The organism is Rugosimonospora acidiphila (assembly GCF_039543385.1).
Taxonomy (GTDB): domain Bacteria; phylum Actinomycetota; class Actinomycetes; order Mycobacteriales; family Micromonosporaceae; genus Rugosimonospora; species Rugosimonospora acidiphila.
Genome location: NZ_BAABJQ010000043.1, coordinates 1 through 21,049, shown reverse-complemented (window position 1 = coordinate 21,049; position 21,049 = coordinate 1). Strand labels below are relative to the sequence as shown.

The 21,049-nt window shown below is 71.3% G+C and carries 16 protein-coding genes; 11 read left to right on the top strand and 5 right to left on the bottom strand.

Annotation, left to right across the window (positions count from 1 at the left end; genetic code table 11):
• Positions 1 to 67: 67 nt before the first annotated feature.
• The 3 genes from ABEA87_RS38990 to ABEA87_RS38980 all read right to left on the bottom strand — a co-directional run bounded on the left by ABEA87_RS38990 (position 68) and on the right by ABEA87_RS38980 (position 3,557).
• Entirely contained in the window at positions 68 to 691 is a 624-nt protein-coding gene (locus ABEA87_RS38990; protein WP_345638467.1) for a hypothetical protein, read from the bottom strand.
• Positions 692 to 861: 170 nt separating this feature from the next.
• Positions 862 to 1,932 (bottom strand): LacI family DNA-binding transcriptional regulator, encoded by a 1,071-nt coding sequence (locus ABEA87_RS38985; RefSeq protein WP_345638465.1) that lies wholly within the window; start codon positions 1,930 to 1,932, stop codon positions 862 to 864.
• Between the two features lie 5 nt (positions 1,933 to 1,937).
• Entirely contained in the window at positions 1,938 to 3,557 is a 1,620-nt protein-coding gene (locus tag ABEA87_RS38980) for an FAD-dependent oxidoreductase (RefSeq protein WP_345638463.1), read from the bottom strand.
• Between the two features lie 148 nt (positions 3,558 to 3,705).
• On the opposite strand from ABEA87_RS38980, the gene ABEA87_RS38975 reads away from it, so the two are divergent.
• The 8 genes from ABEA87_RS38975 to ABEA87_RS38940 all read left to right on the top strand — a co-directional run bounded on the left by ABEA87_RS38975 (position 3,706) and on the right by ABEA87_RS38940 (position 16,572).
• Positions 3,706 to 5,349, top strand: a complete 1,644-nt coding sequence (locus tag ABEA87_RS38975) for an FAD-dependent oxidoreductase (RefSeq protein ID WP_345638461.1) — start codon at positions 3,706 to 3,708, stop codon at positions 5,347 to 5,349.
• Position 5,350: 1 nt separating this feature from the next.
• Positions 5,351 to 6,868 carry an FAD-dependent oxidoreductase gene (locus tag ABEA87_RS38970; RefSeq protein WP_345638459.1) on the top strand — a complete coding sequence of 506 codons (1,518 nt, stop codon included), beginning with the start codon at positions 5,351 to 5,353 and terminating at the stop codon, positions 6,866 to 6,868.
• 9 nt (positions 6,869 to 6,877) lie between these two features.
• On the top strand, positions 6,878 to 10,279 hold the full coding sequence (locus ABEA87_RS38965; RefSeq protein ID WP_345638458.1) for a glycoside hydrolase family 38 N-terminal domain-containing protein: 3,402 nt from the start codon (positions 6,878 to 6,880) through the stop codon (positions 10,277 to 10,279).
• Between the two features lie 38 nt (positions 10,280 to 10,317).
• The gene (locus tag ABEA87_RS38960; RefSeq protein ID WP_345638457.1) at positions 10,318 to 11,934 is read left to right on the top strand and encodes an extracellular solute-binding protein; all 1,617 of its coding nucleotides are present in this window, start codon (positions 10,318 to 10,320) and stop codon (positions 11,932 to 11,934) included.
• Positions 11,931 to 12,932 carry an ABC transporter permease gene (locus ABEA87_RS38955; RefSeq protein WP_345638456.1) on the top strand — a complete coding sequence of 334 codons (1,002 nt, stop codon included), beginning with the start codon at positions 11,931 to 11,933 and terminating at the stop codon, positions 12,930 to 12,932. The genes ABEA87_RS38960 and ABEA87_RS38955 overlap by 4 nt, the downstream gene beginning before the upstream one ends.
• Positions 12,926 to 13,843: a carbohydrate ABC transporter permease gene (locus tag ABEA87_RS38950; RefSeq protein WP_345638454.1), complete on the top strand. Its 918-nt coding sequence runs from the start codon at positions 12,926 to 12,928 to the stop codon at positions 13,841 to 13,843. The genes ABEA87_RS38955 and ABEA87_RS38950 overlap by 7 nt, the downstream gene beginning before the upstream one ends.
• Before the next feature lie 48 nt (positions 13,844 to 13,891).
• Positions 13,892 to 15,982, top strand: a complete 2,091-nt coding sequence (locus ABEA87_RS38945) for a hypothetical protein (RefSeq protein WP_345638452.1) — start codon at positions 13,892 to 13,894, stop codon at positions 15,980 to 15,982.
• Between the two features lie 131 nt (positions 15,983 to 16,113).
• Positions 16,114 to 16,572: an SRPBCC family protein gene (locus ABEA87_RS38940; RefSeq protein ID WP_345638450.1), complete on the top strand. Its 459-nt coding sequence runs from the start codon at positions 16,114 to 16,116 to the stop codon at positions 16,570 to 16,572.
• Positions 16,573 to 16,659: 87 nt separating this feature from the next.
• Here the strand turns inward: ABEA87_RS38940 and ABEA87_RS38935 are convergent, their stop codons facing one another.
• Positions 16,660 to 17,991, bottom strand: a complete 1,332-nt coding sequence (locus ABEA87_RS38935) for an RNA polymerase sigma factor (RefSeq protein WP_425571035.1) — start codon at positions 17,989 to 17,991, stop codon at positions 16,660 to 16,662.
• On the bottom strand, positions 17,964 to 18,383 hold the full coding sequence (locus ABEA87_RS38930) for a YciI family protein (RefSeq protein ID WP_345638448.1): 420 nt from the start codon (positions 18,381 to 18,383) through the stop codon (positions 17,964 to 17,966). The genes ABEA87_RS38935 and ABEA87_RS38930 overlap by 28 nt, the downstream gene beginning before the upstream one ends.
• 306 nt (positions 18,384 to 18,689) lie before the next feature.
• Here ABEA87_RS38930 and ABEA87_RS38925 point away from each other — a divergent pair, with 306 nt between their 5' ends.
• From ABEA87_RS38925 to ABEA87_RS38915, 3 genes are all read left to right on the top strand, one after another.
• A complete protein-coding gene (locus tag ABEA87_RS38925; RefSeq protein WP_345638446.1) occupies positions 18,690 to 19,214 on the top strand; it encodes a pyridoxamine 5'-phosphate oxidase family protein in 525 nt (174 codons plus the stop codon).
• Between the two features lie 634 nt (positions 19,215 to 19,848).
• Complete coding sequence (locus ABEA87_RS38920) at positions 19,849 to 20,211, top strand: hypothetical protein (protein ID WP_345638444.1); 363 nt, start codon at positions 19,849 to 19,851, stop codon at positions 20,209 to 20,211.
• Between the two features lie 35 nt (positions 20,212 to 20,246).
• Positions 20,247 to 21,049, top strand: an 803-nt coding sequence (locus tag ABEA87_RS38915; protein ID WP_425571034.1) for a WXG100 family type VII secretion target, incomplete at its 3' end; no start/stop codon positions are given.

The window sequence follows — 21,049 nt, the reverse complement described above, 5'->3', positions numbered from 1 at the left end:
GTCGCTCGCAGCCGCGTGGCCTCCCGCACGCGAAGCCGTGCCGGGCCCGAGGCCGAGCATGACAAGCTCAGCGACGGGATGTCTTGGACGAATGTTCCGTCGCGCCGTCGGCGTCACGGGGACGCCGACGGCGGCCCGGCGGCTGTGGTTCACGACCTGGTGCGCGCCCCGAGCGGCGTCGCCGGGTCGCCGAATCCTTCGCGGGGCGCCTGGCCTTACCGCGATAGGCGAGCAGGCTATAGGCGAACCCGGCCACGGGGGTGCCCAGGAAGATCAGTGCGAGCATCACGTACCCGGCCGGTGATCCGCCTTCGACGTACGTGTTGGCGGACCGGCGGTTGGCGACGACCGCGCGAAGTGGCTCTCCCACTTTGGGCTCCACGGAGGCCGTGTAGGAGACCTGTGTCTGGAACCCTCCGCCGTCCGCGGTGAAGGTTCCCCGACAGGTGTACTGGTGGCTCACCGCCTGGCCACCCGGGTGCCGGCGGGTCGCGTTGACCGGGGTGTTGAACGCCTCGTCGCGGCACGACGCGGGCCGGTACGTGCCGTGGATGCCCCGATTGGCCTCGTACTGTGCCCAGGCGTGGCCGGTCGCCAGCCAGCCGACCCACCCGAACAGCACCAGTAAGGCGAGCAGGAACACGCACGCCACGTAGAAACGCACTCCCAAGGGCGCTCGTCGGCCGGTCACCCCGGCGAGGCTAGCGGCAGCGGGCAACCGGACGAACCCATCGACCTCGGGTCCTCGATCGGCACCAAGGTGAGGTTCATCCCGTGACGCGGTGGACCGCGGCGCCGGCGGTGGGCCCCGGACAGTCCCCGGCGGCACCGCGACGCACCGGGCGGCCCGCGACGCACCGGTCAGGGGGCGCCGGTCGGCGCAGAGGGCCCGGGCGGGGCCGTGGTGCCCTCGAGCGTGTGGGTGCAGGACAGCAGGACCTGCCGCTCGTGCTCGCCGGCCGGGTCGGCCAGCAGCGCGGTCAGCATGCGCACCGCGCGGCGGCCCATGGCGTTGCGCGGGATGTTGAGCGAGGCCCACCGCCCACCGCCGATCTCCCCGCCCGGGTCGTCGACCAGCAGCACCACCGACAGGTCGCGCGGCACGGCCAGGCCGCGCAGGCTGGTCATCGCGGCCAGTACCCGCAAGAGGCTCACCGATTCGACGAGGATGGCGGTGGTGCCGGCCGCGAGCGCGGCGTCCAGCCACTGCGCGGTCAGCTCGTCGGGCCGGGTGAACGCCGGGGTGGGCACCTGGAGCCCGAAGCGCTCCAGGGCGGCGGAGAACCCGTCCCAGCGGTCGGCCTGCGGCTCGTACCGGATGGCCTCGCCCAGGTACCCGAGCCGCCGGTGCCCCATGGCCACGAGGTCGTCCACGATCCGGCCGGTGGCCGCACGGTAGTCCCCGCCGACGTAGCAGATCTCCTCTTCGGGTACTTCGCGATGTCCTATGTAGACGAACGGGTAGCCGTCCGCCGTCAGCCGGGCCAGGTCGTCGCGCAGCGCGTGGTGGCCGAGCAGGAGGCTGCCGGACGCCTGCCGCAGCCGGTTGACCGGGCCCTGATAGATGTGGCGTAACCCGTCCTCATCCTGGGCGGCGGTGAACAGCACCAGGTTGCACGCCTCCAGCGCGGCCTGCTCCTCGATGCCCTGGAGGAATTCGAAGTAGTAGTCGCGGGCGCTGGTCGGGAAGATGGGTTCGAAGGTGTGCACGCCCAGCAGCAGCGGGGTGCGCGCGGGGCCGGTGGCGCGCGGCGGCGAGGTCGGTGCGTACCGTAGCCGGCGCGCGGCGGACAGCACCCGGCGCTGCGTCTCCGGCGAGATCCGGCCCAGGTCGGCCGCGCCGTTGAGGACCATCGACACGGTTGACTGGGAGACCCCTGCCTCACGCGCGATGTCGGCCTGGCGGGAGCCGCGGTTGCTGGACTTCGGCACGCTTTTCATCCTCCTTCGACGGGCGACCCGGTGGCCGGCGAGCTGACCGGCGCGGGCGGTGGGCCCGACGACTGGACCGGCGGCCAGGTAAGGATGCCACCGCCGCCGGTCAATGCCTTGGCCAACGTCCCGTAATCGACATCCTGTACCGCGACCCCGGCCGCCACCGCGTGGGCGGCGGCCACCCCGGCCGCCTCGCCGAGCATCATGAACACCGGCTCCATGCGGACCGACGCGAACGCGAGGTGCGAGGCGGACACGGCCGACGCGACGATCAGGTTGGCGCACTCGCCGGACCGGGGGACCAGGGACCGGTACGGCACGCCGAACGGGCGGGCGAGCGGCTGCTGCACGTTGCCCTCGTTGCGCGGGTACCCGTCGACGAGCACGCGTTTGGCGTTGTGGGAGTCCATGACGTAGGAGGCGAGCGCGACCGGGTCGGGGACGCCGGCCCGGCCGGCCGCGTCGTGCTGGGTGATCACGTGGTCGGAGACCATCCGGCGTGCCTCGCGGATGTAGAGCTGGTGCGGCCAGTGCGAGGAGTCGCCGAACTCCTCGGGCGCCAGGCCGTAGCCGCGGGTCGCGTCCCGCACCTCGGCCGGCAGCCGGGGATCGTTGGCCAGGAAGTGCAGCAGGCCGGCCTGGTAGCGGACGTGGTCGTTGAAGATCTCCTCCCGCCGGGCGTAGTCCGCCTCGGGCCATTCGTAGTTGGCGCCGATGTGGTCGGAGGAGACGGCGCCATGGTTGTTCATGTCGAACACGTCGCCGTGTACCCGGGTGGTCCGGCCGTAGAGCTCGAAGATGCCCGCGTCGATGTGGCGGCGCAGCAGTTCGTAGCGGTCCGGGTCGTACCCGTCGGGTCGGGGGTACGGCACGCGACGGGCGCCGGTGGTGACCGCGAGCCGGAAGTTGTACGCCTGCAGCCGGTGGTCTCCGGCGCCGGCCGGGCCGTGCGGGTCGGCACTGATGCCGGGCAGCAGGCCGCTTTCCGGATGCCCGGGTCGCAGGTACGGGTCGACGGGCCGCTGGAACTGGTGGTTGTGGCTGGGCTGCACGCCGGCGAGCGACTCACCGTACACAGTAGACGCTTCACGCCCGATGGTGTGTGACACTCCGGCCGCGGCCAGCAGGTCGCCCTCATAGGAGGCGTCGATGAAGACCCGGGCGTGGTACCGGCGCCCGTCGTCGGTGCGCAGTTCGGCGATCCGGTCGCCGGCCATCCGCACCCCGGACAGGTGCGCTCGGCGCAGCACGGTGACGTGGGCTGCGGCCAGCCAGCGTTCGAAGATTTCCTCGGCGACCCGCGGCTCGGCGTCCCAGTGCGGGTCGGGCGCGTGGTACGCGGCGGCCACCTGCCGGTAGAACGCGCGGGCCAGACCGCCGACGGTGCCGGGGTGGCCGACGTCGGTGGTGCCGAGCCCGCCGGTGGTCATCCCGCCCAGGTGGTCGCCGAAGGCGAGCAGGGCGACCGAGCGCCCCTCGCGTGCGGCGGCCACCGCGGCGGTCACTCCGCCGGACGTGGCGCCGTAGACCACGAGGTCGGTGGTCAGCGTCGCGTCCCGCGCGCCGACCGGGGTGGGTGGGTGGTAGTAGCGGACGCCGGGCAGGGCGGTGCCTCCGATCATGTCGTCGGTTTTAGCATCAGCAGGTCTGGATGTACAGCAGAAATATTAGCTGACCTTGAGTATTGACATGGCTAGGAAGTTGGCCGGTAACGTAGCCGCAACCAAACCCAGACCTGCAAATATATTAGCAATTCAAGGAGACAGTCTGATGGGTGATCTGCTGGTCGTCGGCGGTGGACTCGGCGGGGTTGCCGCCGCACTCACCGCGGCCCGGCTCGGGCACCGCGTGGTGCTGACCGAGGAGACCGACTGGCTCGGCGGTCAGCTCACCGCGCAGGCGGTCCCGTCCGACGAGCACCCGTGGATCGAGACCGCGCACATCTCCTCGACCTACCGCGAACTGCGCACCCGGGTGCGTGACTACTACCGCCGCAACTACCCGCTGCGCCCCGACGCGGCCGCCAACCCGACGCTGAACCCCGGACTGGGCAACGTGAGCCGGCTGTGCCACGAGCCCCGGGTAGGCGTGGCCGTGCTGGACGAGATGCTCGCCCGGTACGTCTCGGCCGGCCGGATCACCGTGCTGTACCGGCACGTCCCGGTGGCCGCGACCACCGACGGCGACCGGATCACCGCGGTGACCGTGCAGTGCCTGCGCACCGGCGACCGGCGCACGCTGACCGCGCCGTTCATCGTGGACGCCACCGAACTCGGCGACCTGCTGGAGTTGGCCGGCGTCGAGCACGTGGTCGGCGCCGAGTCGAGGGACGACACGGGCGAGCAGTTCGCCGCGCCGCTGGCCGATCCCGCCGACCAGCAGGCCATCACCTGGTGCTTCCCGCTGGAGTACCGGCCCGGCGAAGAGCACGTGGTGGACAAGCCCGCCTCCTACGAGCACTGGAAGACCCACGTCGACCCGTTCTGGCCCGGGCCGCAGCTGTCCTGGGAAAAGATCGACATCCACACCATGCGCGGCCGGGCCAACTACATCTTCGAGGGCGACCTGGACGCCACCCGGCTGCCCGACCTGTGGCACTTCCGGCGCATCCGGGCGCGCAGCCAGTTCGACCCGCGGCTCATCGACACCGACATCTCACTGGTGAACTGGCCCAACGTGGACTACTGGGAGGCGCCGCTGGTCGGGCCGGGGGTGGACCGGGCCGCCCGGGAGCGCGCGCTGCGCCGGTGCAAGGAGCTGTCGCTGTCCTACCTGTACTGGATGCAGACCGAGGCGCCCCGACCGGAGGGCGGGCATGGGTACCCGGGCCTGCGGCTGCGCCCCGACCTCACCGGTACCGACGACGGGCTGGCCAAGTCCGTCTACGTCAGGGAGTCGCGGCGCATCCGGGCCCGCTTCACCGTCCTGGAGCACCACGTCGCCGTGGTGGACCGCCCCGAGGGCGCGGGCAGCGAGGTGTTCGCCGACGCGGTCGGGGTCGGCCACTACAACATCGACCTGCACCCGAGCGCGGCCGGCGTCAACTACGTCAACCTGGAGTGCTACCCGTTCCAGATCCCGCTCGGTGCGCTGATCCCGATCCGGGTACGCAACCTGGTGCCGGCCAACAAGAACATCGGCACCACGCACCTGACCAACGGCTGCTACCGGCTGCACCCGGAGGAGTGGAGCATCGGTGAGGCGGCGGGCGCGCTGGCCGCGCTGTGCCTGAGCGAGGGCACCGAACCGCACGCGGTGGCCGACTCGGCCGAGCGCACCGCCGACCTGCAGCGGCTGCTCGCCGACACCCTCGGCGCCCCGATCGCCTGGCCGGACGAGATCCGCCGCACCCGCCCGTCGCAGGCGGCCAAGGGCGCGACGCCGGTGTACGCGCTGCCGGAGGTGCGGGCCTGAGATGGAACAGCCGGAAGAGTTCGACGTTCTCATCTACGGCGCCACGCTGGCCGGCATCATGGCGGCGCTGCGGTTGCGGCTGCGCGGGTACCGGTGCGTGGTCCTGGAGCCGACCGGCCACGTCGGCGGCATCGTGGCCGGGGGCCTGGTCAAGACGGACACCCCGAACGTCAGCGAAGCCCTGGCCGGGCTGACTCAGTCGCGATTCTTCCGCGGCATCGGTCAGCTGTACGGGCTGGACGGACCGGCCTACCGCTTCGAACCGAAGCTGGCCTCGCGGGTCGCGCGGGCGCTGCTCGACGAGGCGGGCGCGACCGTCCACGTTGGACAGCGCATCCACGGTCCCGCCGATGTCGAGCGGGCCGGCGACCGAATCCGCGCGGTGCGCACCGGCGAGGTGTGGCGGACCGCGAGGTTCTTCATCGACGCCTCCTACGAGGGCGACCTGATGGCCGCGGCCGGCGTGCCCTACACCGTCGGGCGGGAGCCGGCGGCGCGGTACGACGAGCCCTATGCCGGATTCCTGCCCGATCGGGCACTGCTGCGGGGCCCGTTCCGGCCCAATACCGGATATCCGATCGGGGACGTGCCCCGGATGGCCGCCGGCGAGGGCGACGGCAAGACGCAGGCATACAACTTCCGGGGCGTGCTGTCCACGAACCCGGACCGGATTCCCTTTCCCCGGCCGGAGGACTACGACCCGAAGCGCTACGAACTCCTGCGCCAGCTCCTGGACGCGCGGGGCATCCCCGGCCTGTCGTCGATCGTGACGCACACCGCCACGCTGCCCGGCGGCAAGTTCCAGACCAACCAGGCACTGTTCATCGGATTCGACCTGCCCGGCGCGTCCTGGGACTACCCGGACGGCAGCTGGCGCCGGCGCGAGGAGGTCATCGCCGAACACGTGCGCTGGCACCAGGGCATGCTCTACTGGCTGGCCAACGATCCCGGGCTGGCCGAGACGTTCCGCGCCGACGCCCGGCGGTTCGGGTTGCCGCCGGACGAATTCGTCGACAGCCCCCACGGCCAGGGCTTCCCGCACGCGCTCTACATCCGGGAGGGGCGCCGGATGCGCGGCGCCCACGTGCTGACCCAGCACGACCTGCTCGCGCCCGGCAACACCAAGCCGACCGCGGTGTGCTGCTGGAAGTACGGCATGGACAGCCACCTCGTGCAGTACTACCCGCACGGCGACGACACCGTCGCGGGTGAGGGTTCGCTGTCCGGCACCGAGAGCAACCCGCCCGTCGACCTGTACCAGATCCCTGCCGAATGCTTGTTCCCCGCCGCCGGAGGGGTGGCGAACATCGCGGTACCGGTGTGCTTTTCGGCCAGCCACGTCGGGTTCAGCTCGCCCCGGATGGAGCCCAACTTCGGGATGCTCGGCGAGGCGGCCGGCGAACTGGCGGCGCAGAGCCTGACCACCGGCGAGCCGGTGCAGCGCTACCGGTACCCGGAGCTGGCCGCGGCGCTGACCGAGCACGGCAGCGTGCTGTCCCTTCCCGGACTGGCCGGGTAGGTGGACGCCGTGCTGATCGCCGCCGGGGTCTTCCAACCCGGACCGCTGGACGCAGCGGCCGGCTGGCAACCGCACCGCGCCGAGCTGCCGCTGACGGTCGACGGCACGCCTGCCGGTGGGTGGCTGCTGGGTCTGGAGTTCACCGCCGGGCACGGGCCCTGCCCCGACCTGGAGATCGAGGTGGACGGCCGGCACCGCGGGCTGTTCCACCCGGCGGTGCGCCGGGAGGACCGCACGGAGGTGTACCGGCACGGGCCGATCGCGGGCGAGGTGACCCTGGACGTCTGGCTGCCCACCGACTGGCTGCCGCCGGGAGACCACCTCATCGCCGTGACGTCCACGATGGACGTGCCGGCCGCCACCGGGCCGGTGCCCGCAGCGCGGGACGAGCCCAGGCGCCACCGCGAGCAGTACGGCCACCACTTCGGCAGCGGCATCACCTGGCGCGCCGCCACGCTGCGCCCCGCACCGTCGGACCCCGCACCGTCGGGTTCCGACGCGCCGGTCGTCGAGCTGGTCGCCACCCCGCTGTTCGTGGAGCGCGACGGCGGCCCGCACGAACTGCTCCAGCTCACCGTGGACACCCCGGCCGGCGCGCCCCGGCCACGGCGGGCCACGGTCCGGCTGGCCGGCCACACCCACGAGCTGGACCTCACCCGCGACGACCGCGACTTCGGCCAGGTGCGGGTGCGGTTCGCGGTGCCCGCCTTCGAGCCGGGCACGGCCGAGGTGTCGCTGGACGGCGGCCCGGCGCGCGGCGTGCCGCTGACGCCGTGCCGCCGGTGGACCCTGCACCTGGTGCCGCACGTGCACCTCGACGTGGGCTACACCGACACCCAGGGCAAGGTCCTCGAGCTGCACAGTCGCAACCTGGACCGGGCACTGTCCACCCTGGACGAGGACCCCGACTTCGCGTTCTCCGTTGACGGATCGCTGATCCTCGACCAGTACCTGGCCACCCGCTCGCCGCAGCGGGCCGCCCGGCTGCTGGCGGCGCTGCGCACCGGGCGGCTGTCTACCAACGTGTTCCACAGCCTGTTCCTGTCCGGCGTGGCGAGCCTGGAGGAGGTCTACCGGGCCGGGTATCTCGCCGCCCGGCTGCGCGAGCGGCACGGGGTGCCGGTCAGCTACGCCAACCTCACCGACGTGCCCTCCTACAGCGCGGCGCTGCCCTCCATGCTGGCCGCGCTGGGCATCGAGGCGTTCGTCGGCATCGAAAACCACCACCGGGGCGGCAACGCGGACAGCGACGAGCAGCACCTGAAAAGCCCGGTCCGGTGGGAGGGCGTGGACGGTGCCCAGGTGCTGGCCTTTTTCTCCGACACCTACTCGCAGCTGCGGTTCATGGCCGGCGACCCGCAGACCGTCGCGGGCGGGGCACACGCGCTGTGCCGCCTGCTGGCCCGGTACGAGCGGGACGACTACCTGCCGCACGACCTGCCGATCATCGGCACCCATGCCGACAATGAGGACCTGGCCGACGGCGACGCCGGCTTCGCCGCCCGGTGGAACGCGGCCTACGCCTACCCGCGCATCCGGGTGTCCACCCTCGCGGACTACCTGGCCGCGGTGCGCCCGTTGGCCGACCGGCTGCCGGTGTGGCGGGGCGACGGCGGCAGCTACTGGGAGGACGGCGTCGGCACCGGCGCCACCGTGACCGCCGAGCACCGGCGGGTCCAGGCCGCGCTGCCCGTGGCCGAGGCGCTCGCCGCCCTGGTGTCCGGCGTCGAGCCCGGGTACCGGCCGCACCGAGCCGCCCTCGACGCCGCCTGGGAGGGCGCGCTGTTCGGCTGCGAACACACCTGGACGTGGGCGCACGCCAACGCGTACCCGCACGGCGAGCAGGCCGGCGACCAGCTGGACTGGAAACGGCACCAGGTACACACCGCGCTGCGGGTGGCCACCGACGAGACCCGCCGGGCGCTGAGTCAACTCGGCGAGCTGGTCACCACGGCCGGGCCGACGCTGCTGGTGCACAACCCGCTGCCGGGGCGCCGGGACGTCGAGGTGGAGACGGAGCTGCCTGCCGGGGCCACGGTACCGGTGCCGGCGGAGGTACTCGCCGACTGCGGCGGGTACCGGCGGTACCGGCTGACCGTGCCGGACGTGCCGGGGTTCGGCTACACCACGCTGCCCATCGCGTCGACGGCGACCATCGCGCCGGGGTCGGAAGACGGATCGTCCACGGTGGACTCCGCCGGCACCGGCGGGTGGCGGCCCGTGCCGGACCGCCTGGAGACCGACCGGTGGGAGGTCACCCTGGACCCGGGGACCGGCGCCGTACTGGGCCTGACCCACCGGGCCACCGGCCGCGAACTGCTCGACCCCGCCGCGCCCTGGCGGCTCGGCGAGGTGCTGTACGTGCTGGGCGGCCCGGTGGAGCTGACCCGCGGGGACGCGCCCGCCCACAGCGGGCAGCCGCACGTGCACGAACCGGCATCCCGCACCACCCTGCTGGGTCGCCGCCCGCCGGCACCGCGGCCGGACCTGACCACGCACCCGGCCGTCATGCGGCCGGTCGGACTGCTGCGCACCTACGACGGATGGCGGCTGCGCGCCGTCGGCGAGGCGCCCAGCCTGCCGCGGGTCGAGGTGGACGTGCTGCTGCGCGACACCAGCGACCGGGTCGACGTGACCGTGCGGCTGGACAAGACGCGGGTGCTGGCCAAGGAGTCGGTGTACGTCGCGTTCCCGTTCGCGGGCGACGAACCCAGGTTCCGGTACGACCGGCAGCAGGGCTGGATCGACCCGGCCGTCGACCACGCGCCCGGCGCCTGCCAGGAGTGGTTTACCACCCAGTACGGGGTGGTCGTCGACGGCACCGGGGGAGGGCCCGCGATCGTCTGGACGGCCGCGGACGCGCCGCTGTTCACCGCCGGCGACATCGTGCGCGGCGCCTGGCCGGAGCGCTTCGCTCCGCCGCGCGCCGCCGTGCTGTCCTGGGTGCTCAACAACTACTGGCCCACCAACACGCCGCCCGAACAGGACGGCACGCTGCACCTGCGGTACGCGTTCACCCCACTGCCCGCCTTCGATCCGGTGGCCGCCGCCCGGTTCGGCCGGGAGGTCCGCGCCGCACCGGCCGTGTCGCAGGTGACCCGGCTGGACAAGTTCGACACCGCACCAAGGCCGCTGCCGGCCTCCGGCGCGTCCCTGGTGGACCTCGACCTGCCCGATGAGATCCACGCCACCCTGGCCACCCCGAGGAACCGGCCGGGCCTGATGGTCCGGCTGCAGGACCTCGCCGGGCGGTCCACCACCGTCCACCCGCGACACCCCGCCGGTAGCGGCGGGGCGGCGCTGCTGTGCACCGCCGACGAACGACAGCTGCGCGCGCTGCCCGTCGACGGTACCGGCCGGGTCGCCATCGACCTGGGCGCCTGGCAGGTCGCCACGCTGATCCTGCACTGAGCGAGACAACACACCCCAAAGCGATTGGAGAAGGGCCGATGCGCGAAACCATGACCCGACGCCGGCTACTGGCCCTGGCCGGCGGCACCGCCGTCGCGGCCGGCGGGGCGAGCCTGCTCGCCGCCTGTGGCGGCTCGGCCGCGTCGTCCGGTTCCGACAACGGCGCGTCCAAGGTGACGCTGCCGCAGTACATCCGCTCCGAGGCGGTCAAGCCGGACGTGGCGGCCACCGACGACGGCGCCATGGCCGTCTACTACAACTACCCCCGCAGCCTGGTCAGCGCGGTCTCCGGCAAGCCCGGCGAGGGCGCCGGAGACGTCAATATCTTCACCAACATGTTCAACCCGGTCCCGCCCGGCGTCGGCAGCAACCGCTACTGGCAGGAGCTCAACAGCCGGATCGGGGCCAACCTGAAGGTAACCATGACGCCCGCCGGCGACTACCTCAACAAGCTGTCCACCGTCATCGCCGGCGGCGACCTGCCAGACAGCATGCTCATCTCGGCCAGCCTGGCCAACCGCTCGGACATCCTGGTCCGGCTCTGCGCCGACCTGACCGAGTTCGTTTCCGGCAGCGCCATCAAGGACTATCCCTCGCTGGCCAACATCCCGGCCGACGCGTGGGCCAGCACCATCTACGGCGGAACCATCCGGGCCATCCCGATCCCGCGGGCCGTCGAGGGCACCATCATGTTCTCCCGCGCCGACCTCATCCGCCAACGCGGCCTGAACCCGAACCCCGGCAGTTACCAGGAGTTCGTGGACCTCGCCAAGGGCCTGACCGACGCGAAGTCCAAGCGGTGGGCGTTCGGCGCCGTCAAGGGCGTCATCGTGTTCATCGGCAGCATGCTCGGCGTGCCCAACTCGTGGCGCGAGCAGGGCGGCAAGTTCACCTCCGAGTTCGAGACGCCCGAACGCAAGCGGGCCGTCGGGCTGGCCGCCGACCTGGCCAAGCAGGGCCTGTTCCACCCGGACGCGATGAGCAACACGCTCAACGTGCGCGACCTGTTCGGCAACGGGACCATCGCGTTCGACGCGGACGGGTACGCGGCCTGGGACCTGCTGGCCAACACGTACTCGGTGGAGGTCGGCGGCGTCCCGGAGCCCGGCTTCGACGGCGGGCAGGGCGTGCACCGGGCCGGCACCACCGCGTTCGCCATCACCGCCTTCAAAAAGGCCGACAAGGCGCGCGTCCAGCAACTGCTGCGCATCTGCGACTGGCTGGCCACCCCGCTGGGCACCAACGAGTACATGTTCCGCAAGTACGGCATCGAGGGCGTCCACTACACCTGGCAGAACGGGGCTCCGGTGCTCACCAAGCTCGGTCAGACCGAGGTGCAGCTGCCCCTGGAGTACGTCATCGACGCCCCCGACATCATCGGCCCCGGTCCGCGCGACCGGGTGGATACCCAGCGCGCGTACCAGTCCAAGGTGATCCCCAAGGTGCTGGCCAACCCCACCACCGGTCTCTACTCGGAGACCGCCGTGAACAAGGCCGGCGAGATCCAGAAGATCATCGACAGCGCCGAGCTGGACATCGTTTCCGGGCGTAAGCCGCTCGACTCCTGGGACGACGCGGTGGCCCAGTGGCGCCAGGCCGGCGGCGACCAGGTCCGCGCCGAGTACGAGAAGGCCCTGGCCAACCGGCCACGATGATGAGCGCCCTAGACACCCGTGCGGCCGGGCGGCGATCGCCCGGCACGCCGCCCGCCACCCACCCCGAACCGAGGGCGGCCCGGCGCCAGTCGTCCTGGCAGCGGTTCAAGCGGGACCGTTTCCTGCTGCTGCTCGGCCTGCCCGGGGTGCTCGCCGTGCTGCTGTTCCACTACATACCGCTGATCGGCGACATCATCGCCTTCAAGGACTACCGGCCCTACCTGACCATCTGGGAATCGGCCTGGACGGGCCTTTCGAACTTCGGGGTCATCTTCAACGGGGACCCGGCGTTCCTCAACGCCCTGAAGAACACGCTGATCATCTCGTTGCTGCAGATCGTGCTGGTCTTCCCGGTGCCGATCGGGTTGGCGCTGCTGCTCAACAGTTTGCTCGGCGAGCGCATCAAGCGGTTCGTGCAGTCCATCCTGTACCTGCCGCACTTCATGTCCTGGGTCATCGTGGTGGCGCTGTTCCAGCAGATGCTGGGCAACGCCGGCGTCTACAACACCTGGGCGGGCTCGCACGGCCTGCCGACGCTGCACATCATCGGCAACACCCACCTGTTCTACGTCCTCATCACGTCGCAGGTCATCTGGAAGGACGCCGGCTGGAGCACCATCATCTTCCTGGCCGCCATCTCCCGGGTCGACCTGGAGTTGCTGGAGGCGGTCGCGGTCGACGGCGGCGGCCGGCTGCGCCAGCTGTGGCACGTCACCCTTCCGGCCATCCGGTCGGTCATCGTGCTGCTGCTGATCCTCAAACTCGGCGACGTGCTCACCGTCGGCTTCGAGCAGATCTTCCTGCAGCAGGCGCCAGTCGGTCAGCAGGCATCCGAGGTGCTCGACACCTACGTCTACAACCACGGCATCGTCGATGGGGACTGGGGCGCCGCGGCGGCGGTCGGTCTGGTCAAGGGGCTCGTCGGAGCCGCCCTGGTGCTGACCGCCAACAAGGTGGCTCACCTGTTCGGCGAGAGGGGAGTCTACGCGTCATGGTGACCCAGGCCCTGCCCGGCTCCCAGGCGCGCCGGATGCAGACCATCAACGGCACCCGCCCACCCGGCCTCGGCATCCGCGGGCTCAAAGGCATCGTGCTGCTGATCTGCTGCGCCCTGGTGGTGGTGCCGTTCATCGCGGTCGTCGCCACCTCGCTGGCCGACCAGCGACAGATCACCGAGGCCGGCGGGTACGTGCTGTGGCCGCACCACCCGACGCTGGCCGCGTACCAGGCCATCTTCCGCGGTGGCGTGGTGACCCGGGCGTTGCTCGTCTCGGTCGGCATCACCGCGGTCGGCGCGGCCCTGTCGGTGACCGTGGTGGCGCTGCTGGCCTACTCGCTGTCCCGGCCCGGCACCTGGGGACAGCGCTCGGTGCTCATGCTGATCCTGTTCACCATGCTGTTCAACGCCGGCATCATCCCCAACTACCTGCTCATCAAGCAGCTCGGGCTGGTCGACTCGTACTGGTCGCTGATCTTGCCCACCCTGGTGTCGGCGTTCCAGGTCATCATCATGCGCGCCTTCTTCCTCGAGGTACCCACGGAAATCATCGACGCCGCGCGCATCGACGGCGCCAACGAGCTGCAGATCCTCACCCGCATCATGCTGCCCGTCTCCAAGGCGGTCATCGCGGTCGTCGCACTGTTCAACGCGGTCGCCTACTGGAACGCGTTCTTCAACGCGGTCCTGTACATCAACTCCAGCGAAAAGTGGCCGCTGCAGCTCGTGCTGCGCACCTACGTGGTGAACAACGCGGCGGTGGGCGGCGACCTGCCCGGCGAGGTCCTGCCGCCACAGCACTCGTTGCAGATGGCCATCCTCGTCGTGTCCCTCGTCCCGATCTGCCTGGTCTACCCCTTCCTGCAGCGCCACTTCGCCAAGGGCGTCGTCGTCGGCGCGGTGAAGGGCTGAACGAACTCTCGGTTGTTCTCCCGCTCTCCTGCCGACAAAGGAGCACGAATGAACACACCCATCAGCCGCCGCGCGTCCCTGGCCGGCCTGGCCGGCGCGGTCACCGGCGGAGCCCTGCTGGCCACCGGCCCGGCATCCGCCGCACCGGCCAAGCCCAAGCCGAAGCCGGCGTCGGCCGCAGACCTCGCCGCCATGGCCACCGTCGCCACCGTGGCCGACCTGCGCACCACTCCCGGAGCCGCCGACGGCCAGCAGGTCCAGCTGCTCGGGTACGCCGCGCAGACCCCGGGGCGCGGCGGCGGGACCCTGCACTGGGACGCGGACGCCACCGAGGCCGACGACGGCGGTACCGTGTTCGCCGTCACCGGCGTGGCCACCGGGCGGTGGAAGCGCCCCTACGCCGCACACCTCGACCTCACCTGGTTCGGCTGGACCGGACTCGGCGACGGCGACGACGGCCCGAAGGTACGGGCGGCGATCGCGGCCCTGCCCGAGGGTGGGGTCATCGAGGCCGGCCCGGGCATCGTCCGGATCGCCAGCACCGTGCGGGTGGCCAGCGTGCCGATCGTGTTCCAGGGCGCCGGGCACACCGACGACCTCAACTACGCCACCCAGTACCTGGTGGCCACCGGGACCGGTGACGGGTTCGTGCTCGCCGGGGTGCACGGCGGTGGCTTCCGCGACCTGGCGATGCGCGGCGAGAATCTGACCGGTGGCTTCTTGATCCGCACCGAGGCCAACGGCACCACCGGCAACTACATGGTGGACTTCAGCAACGTCCGGTTCCGCGACGGGTACAACGGGATCGCCCTGCGCGCCTGCAACACGTTCCGGTTCCGCGACTGCGTCTGGAACGGGTTCACCGGCCAGCAGGTCATCCTGTTCAACGGGGTTGGCGACACCACCCGCGCCGACCCGATCGAGTTCGTGCAGTGCGCCATTTCCGCCGGCTCCGGCCACGACAACACCGACAACGTCGTCATCGACGGGCTCGGCGGCTCCACCAAGTTCATCGCGACGGCGATCCTGTTCGGGCGCAACGGACTCTGGATGCGCAACACCACCGGCCAGACCATGCCCAAGTTCGTGTACTTCGAGGGCGGCGGGTTCGAAAACGGCAAGGGCACCCCGGTGCTGCTCGACGCCGGGGCGCAGATGCAGATCACCAACACCTACATCTCCTGCGACGGCGAGCAGGACGACATCCGGATCAACCCCGGCTTCACCGGCAGTGCCACGATCAGCAACTCCATCATCCGGGGCACCGGCCGCAACGGCATCGACATCGGCTCCACCCGGGTGACCGTCACCGGGTGCCTGATCGGCAACAACGGCCGCACCGCCAACGCGGCGTTCGCGCGGACCATCACGAACGCGGCCGCGAACCCGGACGGGAAGGTACGCCTGACCACCGCCGCCGCCCACGGATGGGAGACCGACGACCGAATCTCGATCCAGGGGGTCGCCGGCACCACGGAGGCCAACGGCAAGTGGGGTATCACGGTCGTCAACGACACTCAGTTCGACCTGCCCGAAGTGGCGTTCGCGCACGTCTACGCGGGTGCCGGCACGGCGTTTCGCAACGGTGCGGGCATCAACATCCGCGAGAGCGCCTCGCGTGTAGTCGTGGTGGGCAATGCGATCGGCTCACTCGCCGACGGGGTCAACCGCCAGGACTACGGGGTGGTCAGCGCCGCCTCGGACGTGTTGGTGGCCGACAACGACCTGGACGGCAACACCGTCGGCCCGTACGAGATTCTCGGCACCGCGACCGCGCAGACCCGCTTCGCCGGCAACAAGGGCGTCGACCAGGTCGACGGGTGGCTCACGGCGAGCGTGGCCGGCGCGATCGCCGACGGCGGCTACGACTTCCCGAGCATGCTCTACCTGGACGGCCAGCGGATCCAGGTGACCCGGGTGACCCGCAAGCTGGGCGCCGGCACCTGCACGGTGGAGCTGGTCGCGGGCGGCACGGGCGCCGGCGCGCTTTCCGCGACCTCGACGCTGCAGACCACCAAGGTGTCCGCGCCGTCCGCAGTGGACGGTGCGTCCGGCGCGAAACGGCTGCAGGTACGGGTCGCGGGCGCCACGGGCGCGAGCGACCTTGAGGTCCAGTTCGGGTACCAGACGCTCGGCTGACTCTGGCCGGGTCCGGCCCGATCGCGACTCCGGCCAGATGGGGTCCGGCCGGCCGCCCTTGGGTGGCCGGCCGGAACGGCGATGGGTTCACGGCGTTCCGCCGGAGCGGCCGGCATCATAGAGTGGCGTCCATGAGACGGGGTGGCTTCAGCTATGACGTCCGCGCGCGGTGCCGGCTCGATGAGGCCGTGGCGCTGATGGCCGACGTGCCCCGGATCGCGGCCGTGCATCCGCTGGCCGTCCAGGCGCGGGAGCTCCCGCCGCCACCGGGCGCCCTGCGCCGCACGGCGATCACCTCCCGGCTCGCGCTGGGTCCGCTGCGCTTCCACATCACGTACCAGGCCGACGTGCTGTCGGTGACCGAGGACGAGGTGGTCACCGTGGCGCGGCAGCGCCCCGCCACCACCCTGCGCAACCACACTCGGCTGCGCGAGGACGGCGACGGTGAGGTGCACCTCCACGTCGAGATCACCTTCGAGTCGCCGTACCTGCTGTTCCCGTACGGATTCCGCCAGGCGCAGTATGCGCACCGGGGTCTGGCCCGGGGGATCAAGGCAGTGCTCGAGGGCGGCACCGGGCGCCCCGCGTAACGGGGCGGCAAGCAGACGCACGTGGGGCCACGGCGCGAACCGCGGCCCCGCGTCGTGCGACCGCCGCCCGGGGAGGCGGGCGGGCCCTCACACCAGCGCGGCCGCCTTGCGCAGCAACACCGACCGCTCCCGGGCGTTGCGGCACAGTCGGGCGGCGAGTTCCAGTTCACCCCGGGCCTCGGCGGTCCGGCCCAGCCGGCTGAGCAGTTCGCCGCGCACCGTTGGCAGCAGGTGCGAGCCCGACAGCCGATCGGAGGCGACCAGTTCGTCCACAATGGCCAGTGCCTTGTCCGGTCCGTTCGCCATCGCGACGGCCACGGCCCGGTTGAGTTCGACGACGGGCGAGGGGGCCACGCGCCCGAGCGCCTCGTAGAGGATCACGACGCGCTCCCAGTCGGTCTCCGGCACCGAGGACGCCGTCGCGTGGCAGGCGGCAATCGCGGCCTGCAGCCCGTACGGCCCGAGCCCGTGCCCGACCGTCGTTGCCCGGCCGAGCGCGCCCAGCCCGCGGCGGATCGCCGACCGGTCCCATAGGCGACGGTCCTGGTCCTCCAGGAGCACCGGCTCGCCATCGGGCCCGGTGCGGGCCGGAAACCGTGCGGCGGTGAGCTCGAACAGGGCAAGCAGCCCATGCACCTCGGGCTCCTCGGGCAGCAGCGCGGCCAGCATCCGGGCCAGTCGGATCGCCTCGTACGCGAGGTCGGGGCGCAGCAGTAAGTCACCGGTCGTCGCGGTCGAGCCCTCCGTGAAGATCACGTAGAGCGCGCTGCACACCCCGCCGAGCCGCTCGCGCCGCCTCTCGATCGGTGGCAGCTCGAACGGCACGCCCGCGGCGGCGATAGTCTTCTTCGCCCGCGAGATCCGTGCCTGAACCGTCGGCACCGGCACGAGGAACGCCCGGGCGATCTCCTCGCTCGACAGGCCGCCGACCACGCGCAGAGTCAGCGCCACGCGGGCCTCGGGTGAGAGCACCGGGTGGCAGGCCACGAACATCAGCGCGACGATGTCATCGTCGACCCGGTCGGGGTCCCATGGCGGGTCGTCCGTCCGGTCCGGCGGGGCCGCCGCGCCCGAACTCGCCTCGCCCTCGGCGAGCTGACCGGCGAGCATCGAGTACCGCTCGTTGAGCGCCGACCGGCGGCGGAAGCTGTCGATGGCGCGTCGCCGCGCACTCGTGAGCAGCCAACCCACCGGGTTCGTCGGCGCGCCGTCACGCGACCAGGCGACGAGCGCCTCCGCAACCGCCTCCTGCGCGACGTCCTCGGCGAGCGCGAAGTCCCCGGTGTAGCGGGCCAGGGCGCCGATGATCCGGGCGGACTCGATCCGCCAGACCGCCTCGACGGCCCGCCGCGCCGGCTCCGTGCTCGGCGGGCCGTCCTCGGCCTTGTGGGTCAGAGCTGGCCGGTCCGCTCGCGCCACGCCCGCTCCTTGATGATCCACTCGTTGTCCTGAGGGAATTCGTCGATGCTCGGAACGCGGCGGACCTCGCATTTCGTGCCGGAAACCGCCGGGAGTCGCCGGGCCCACTCGATCGCCTCCTCCTTCGAGGCCACGTCGATCACGTAGAAGCCGCCGAACAGCTCCTTCGTCTCGCCGTACGGGCCGTCGGTGACCACCGGCGTCTCGCCGCTGAAGTCGACCACCACACCCTGGGCCGGGTCGTCCAGGCCCTCGGCGGCCACGAGCACGCCGGCCCGGATCAACTCCTCATTGAAACGACCCACCGTCTCAAGCATCTGCTCGAACGGCGTCTCCATCATCTCCTTCATGGATTCGTCCGTCCCACGCATGATCAACATGTACTTCGCCATCTTCTGTCTCCCTCTCGCCGGTCGCCTCGGGACCTTCACCCCCAGGTCGAACGGGACGGCCGCGGATCGACACGGCGAACCTACGAGCCGGATAATTTTTTGGACCGACGCCCCCAGCCGTCGCCGGCGATCAACCCATCGCGGACACCGGGTGCCTCGGTGAGCGCGCGTCGATCGAGGCTAGCACCCCCTCTTCGGACCGGTAGCGACGAGTTTCCCCTGGTGAGAGACGTGATCCGCGAGCGGCTCGGAACTCGAATAAGGCAGCCGCTGGCTCGCTCGTGCCGGTCTGACTACGGTGGGTCGATGCGTGAAACGGCAGCGGAACTGAATCGGCTCCAGATCCTGCTCGACGCCTCCCTGTCCCGCTCCACCGCCCACCTCCGCTCGATCATGACCGGGCGCACCCTGCGCGCGGAGCGGCTCACCCAGGTACTGACCGGCATGTGCACGCTCACCCTCTCCACCGTGACCGCGAAGGGGGAGCCGCGGATCAGCGGCGTGGACGGGCACTTCCTGCACGGCGAGTGGCACTTCGGCACGGCGCGCGGCGCCGCCAAGGCCCGCCACCTCGCCGCCCGCCCCTCCGCCAGCGTCGCTCACCTGCGCGGCGACGAGTTGGGCGTGTTCGCCCACGGCACCGTGGAGATTCTCAACCCGGAGCGCGGCGAGCCGGCCGCAGACTGGCCGGACGTGCTCGCGTACCTCAAGGACTTCTACGGCGACGACGCCTTCGACTGGGACAACGACACGGTCTTCTACCGGCTGCACCCGCACTGGATGACCGCCTACGCTGCCGATATCGCCAAGCTCACCGGACCGGCCAGCTGACCCGGGTCTCGCGGCGCGAAGCCATCGTGGTTTTTTCGTAGAGAAACGTTGCCGGCTATGGCGCAGCGGCATTCCGGCTGTTGTGATCGAAATTGGATCCGACACCGAGGATCCGCGGGCACGAAAAGGATTTGAGATGTCCCTGGGGTTGGCGAGCTCGATACTCGCGGTTGCCGTGGGTGTGGTGGCGGCCGTCGCGTCGACCACCGCGGCACGTGCCCAGCCGCGGACGCACCCCGCGGCCCGGCGTCGGGTAGCGCTCCCGGGCGCCAGCCGTGCCGGCGCCCGCTCGGACCGCCGGCCGGTGCCCGCCTGGCCGGACGCGTGATCCGACGGCGCACGTACTGACTAAATCGCACATTCCGAATAGGGCGCGGACCGCGCTGGCGCCGTCGACCACGCACCCCGCGTGAGTCCCGCTCGCGCCGGTCCCGCCCGGCGAACAGCTTGGTGGTGCTGGCTTGCGTCGCTATCTGTTTCCCAGCGCGGGTGTTCCTGGCGTTGTCATTCCGGCCCGTCGGCCGCTGCGGACCTCATCACCGTCCTCAATGGACAGTCGGGGTGGCCGGCCCGGCGTCAGAACGCACCACCCATCGCGCCGCCGGCTCGCGGCCGCCGACCGGATGGTGCGGCAATGAGCTCCTACCTGTCTGTCGGCAACGGCGGGCCGGACGCCGCCATCGACGCCGCGCTGCGGGTGAAGTCCGAGGGCGACGACCTCGCCGAGGTCGTGCGCGCCCTGCGGGACGCGATCGAGCGGATCGAGCAGCAGCGGCCGTGGGGCGACGGCGACGAGTGCGCCAGGGCCTTCGAGTCCAACTACCTGAAGCCCACGGCCGGCAGCGGGACGCCCGCCAACGAGGCGGTCAAGCAGTGCCTCGTCGACAGCGGCCCGTCACTGTCCCGAATCGGCAGCACCGTCGTCCAGGCCATGCTGAAGTTCAGCATCACCGACGTCGACGGCGGAAACCTCATCAAGCAGACGATGTCCGCCTGAGGCGCATCGAACACCGGCTGACGAAAGGAGGCTAGGTGCCCGCCGGCGCTGTCGTCGACGACGTACTCGACCCGATCCTTGAATGGTTCCGCGAGTTCGAGTCGTACGTGCCCGGCGTGTTCGGACGCGTGTTGGGCTGGCTGATCGACATCCCGCACGCCAAGGAGCTCGGGATGTACGACCTGGCCGACGCGTACGGCCATGCGATGCAAGTGCTGGACGAGCACTGTGGCCGCCTCTCCTCGCTGTCGCAACCCATTGCGGAGGCGTGGAGTGGCGGCTCGGCGGCCGACTACGGGCAGACGTACGCCGAGTACGTCAACCAGGTCAACAACACCGTGCAATCACTGGGCGAGATGCGGGATCTGGTGCGCAGCGCCGGCCTCGAGATCGAGATGACGAAGTTCATGGCGGCGGTCAACCTGTACATGCTCGCCGACGCCATCTTCTCGATCCTGGCCACCGCGTGGCTCACCTTCGGCCTGTCCACCATCGCCGCGCCCGCGGCGGAGGCGACCTGCGAGGCCGGCATCAAGGCGGCGGCCAGAGACCTGGTGGGCAAGCTGCTCAGCAAGAAGTTCACCGCGGAGTTGGGTAACTTCGCCAAGCTGCTCGGAGACAAGGCGCTGCCGGCGGCCCTGAAACCGGCCGCCACCGACGCGTTGACCACCGGCGCCGCGGACGCCGGGGAGGCTCTGCTCACCGACGCCAGCGCGGATGCGCTCACCGACGCCGGCGCGGATGCGCTCACCGACGCCGGCGCGGATGCGCTCACCGACGCCGGCGCGGATGCGCTCACCGACGCCGGCGCGGATGCGCTCACCGACGCCGGCGCGGA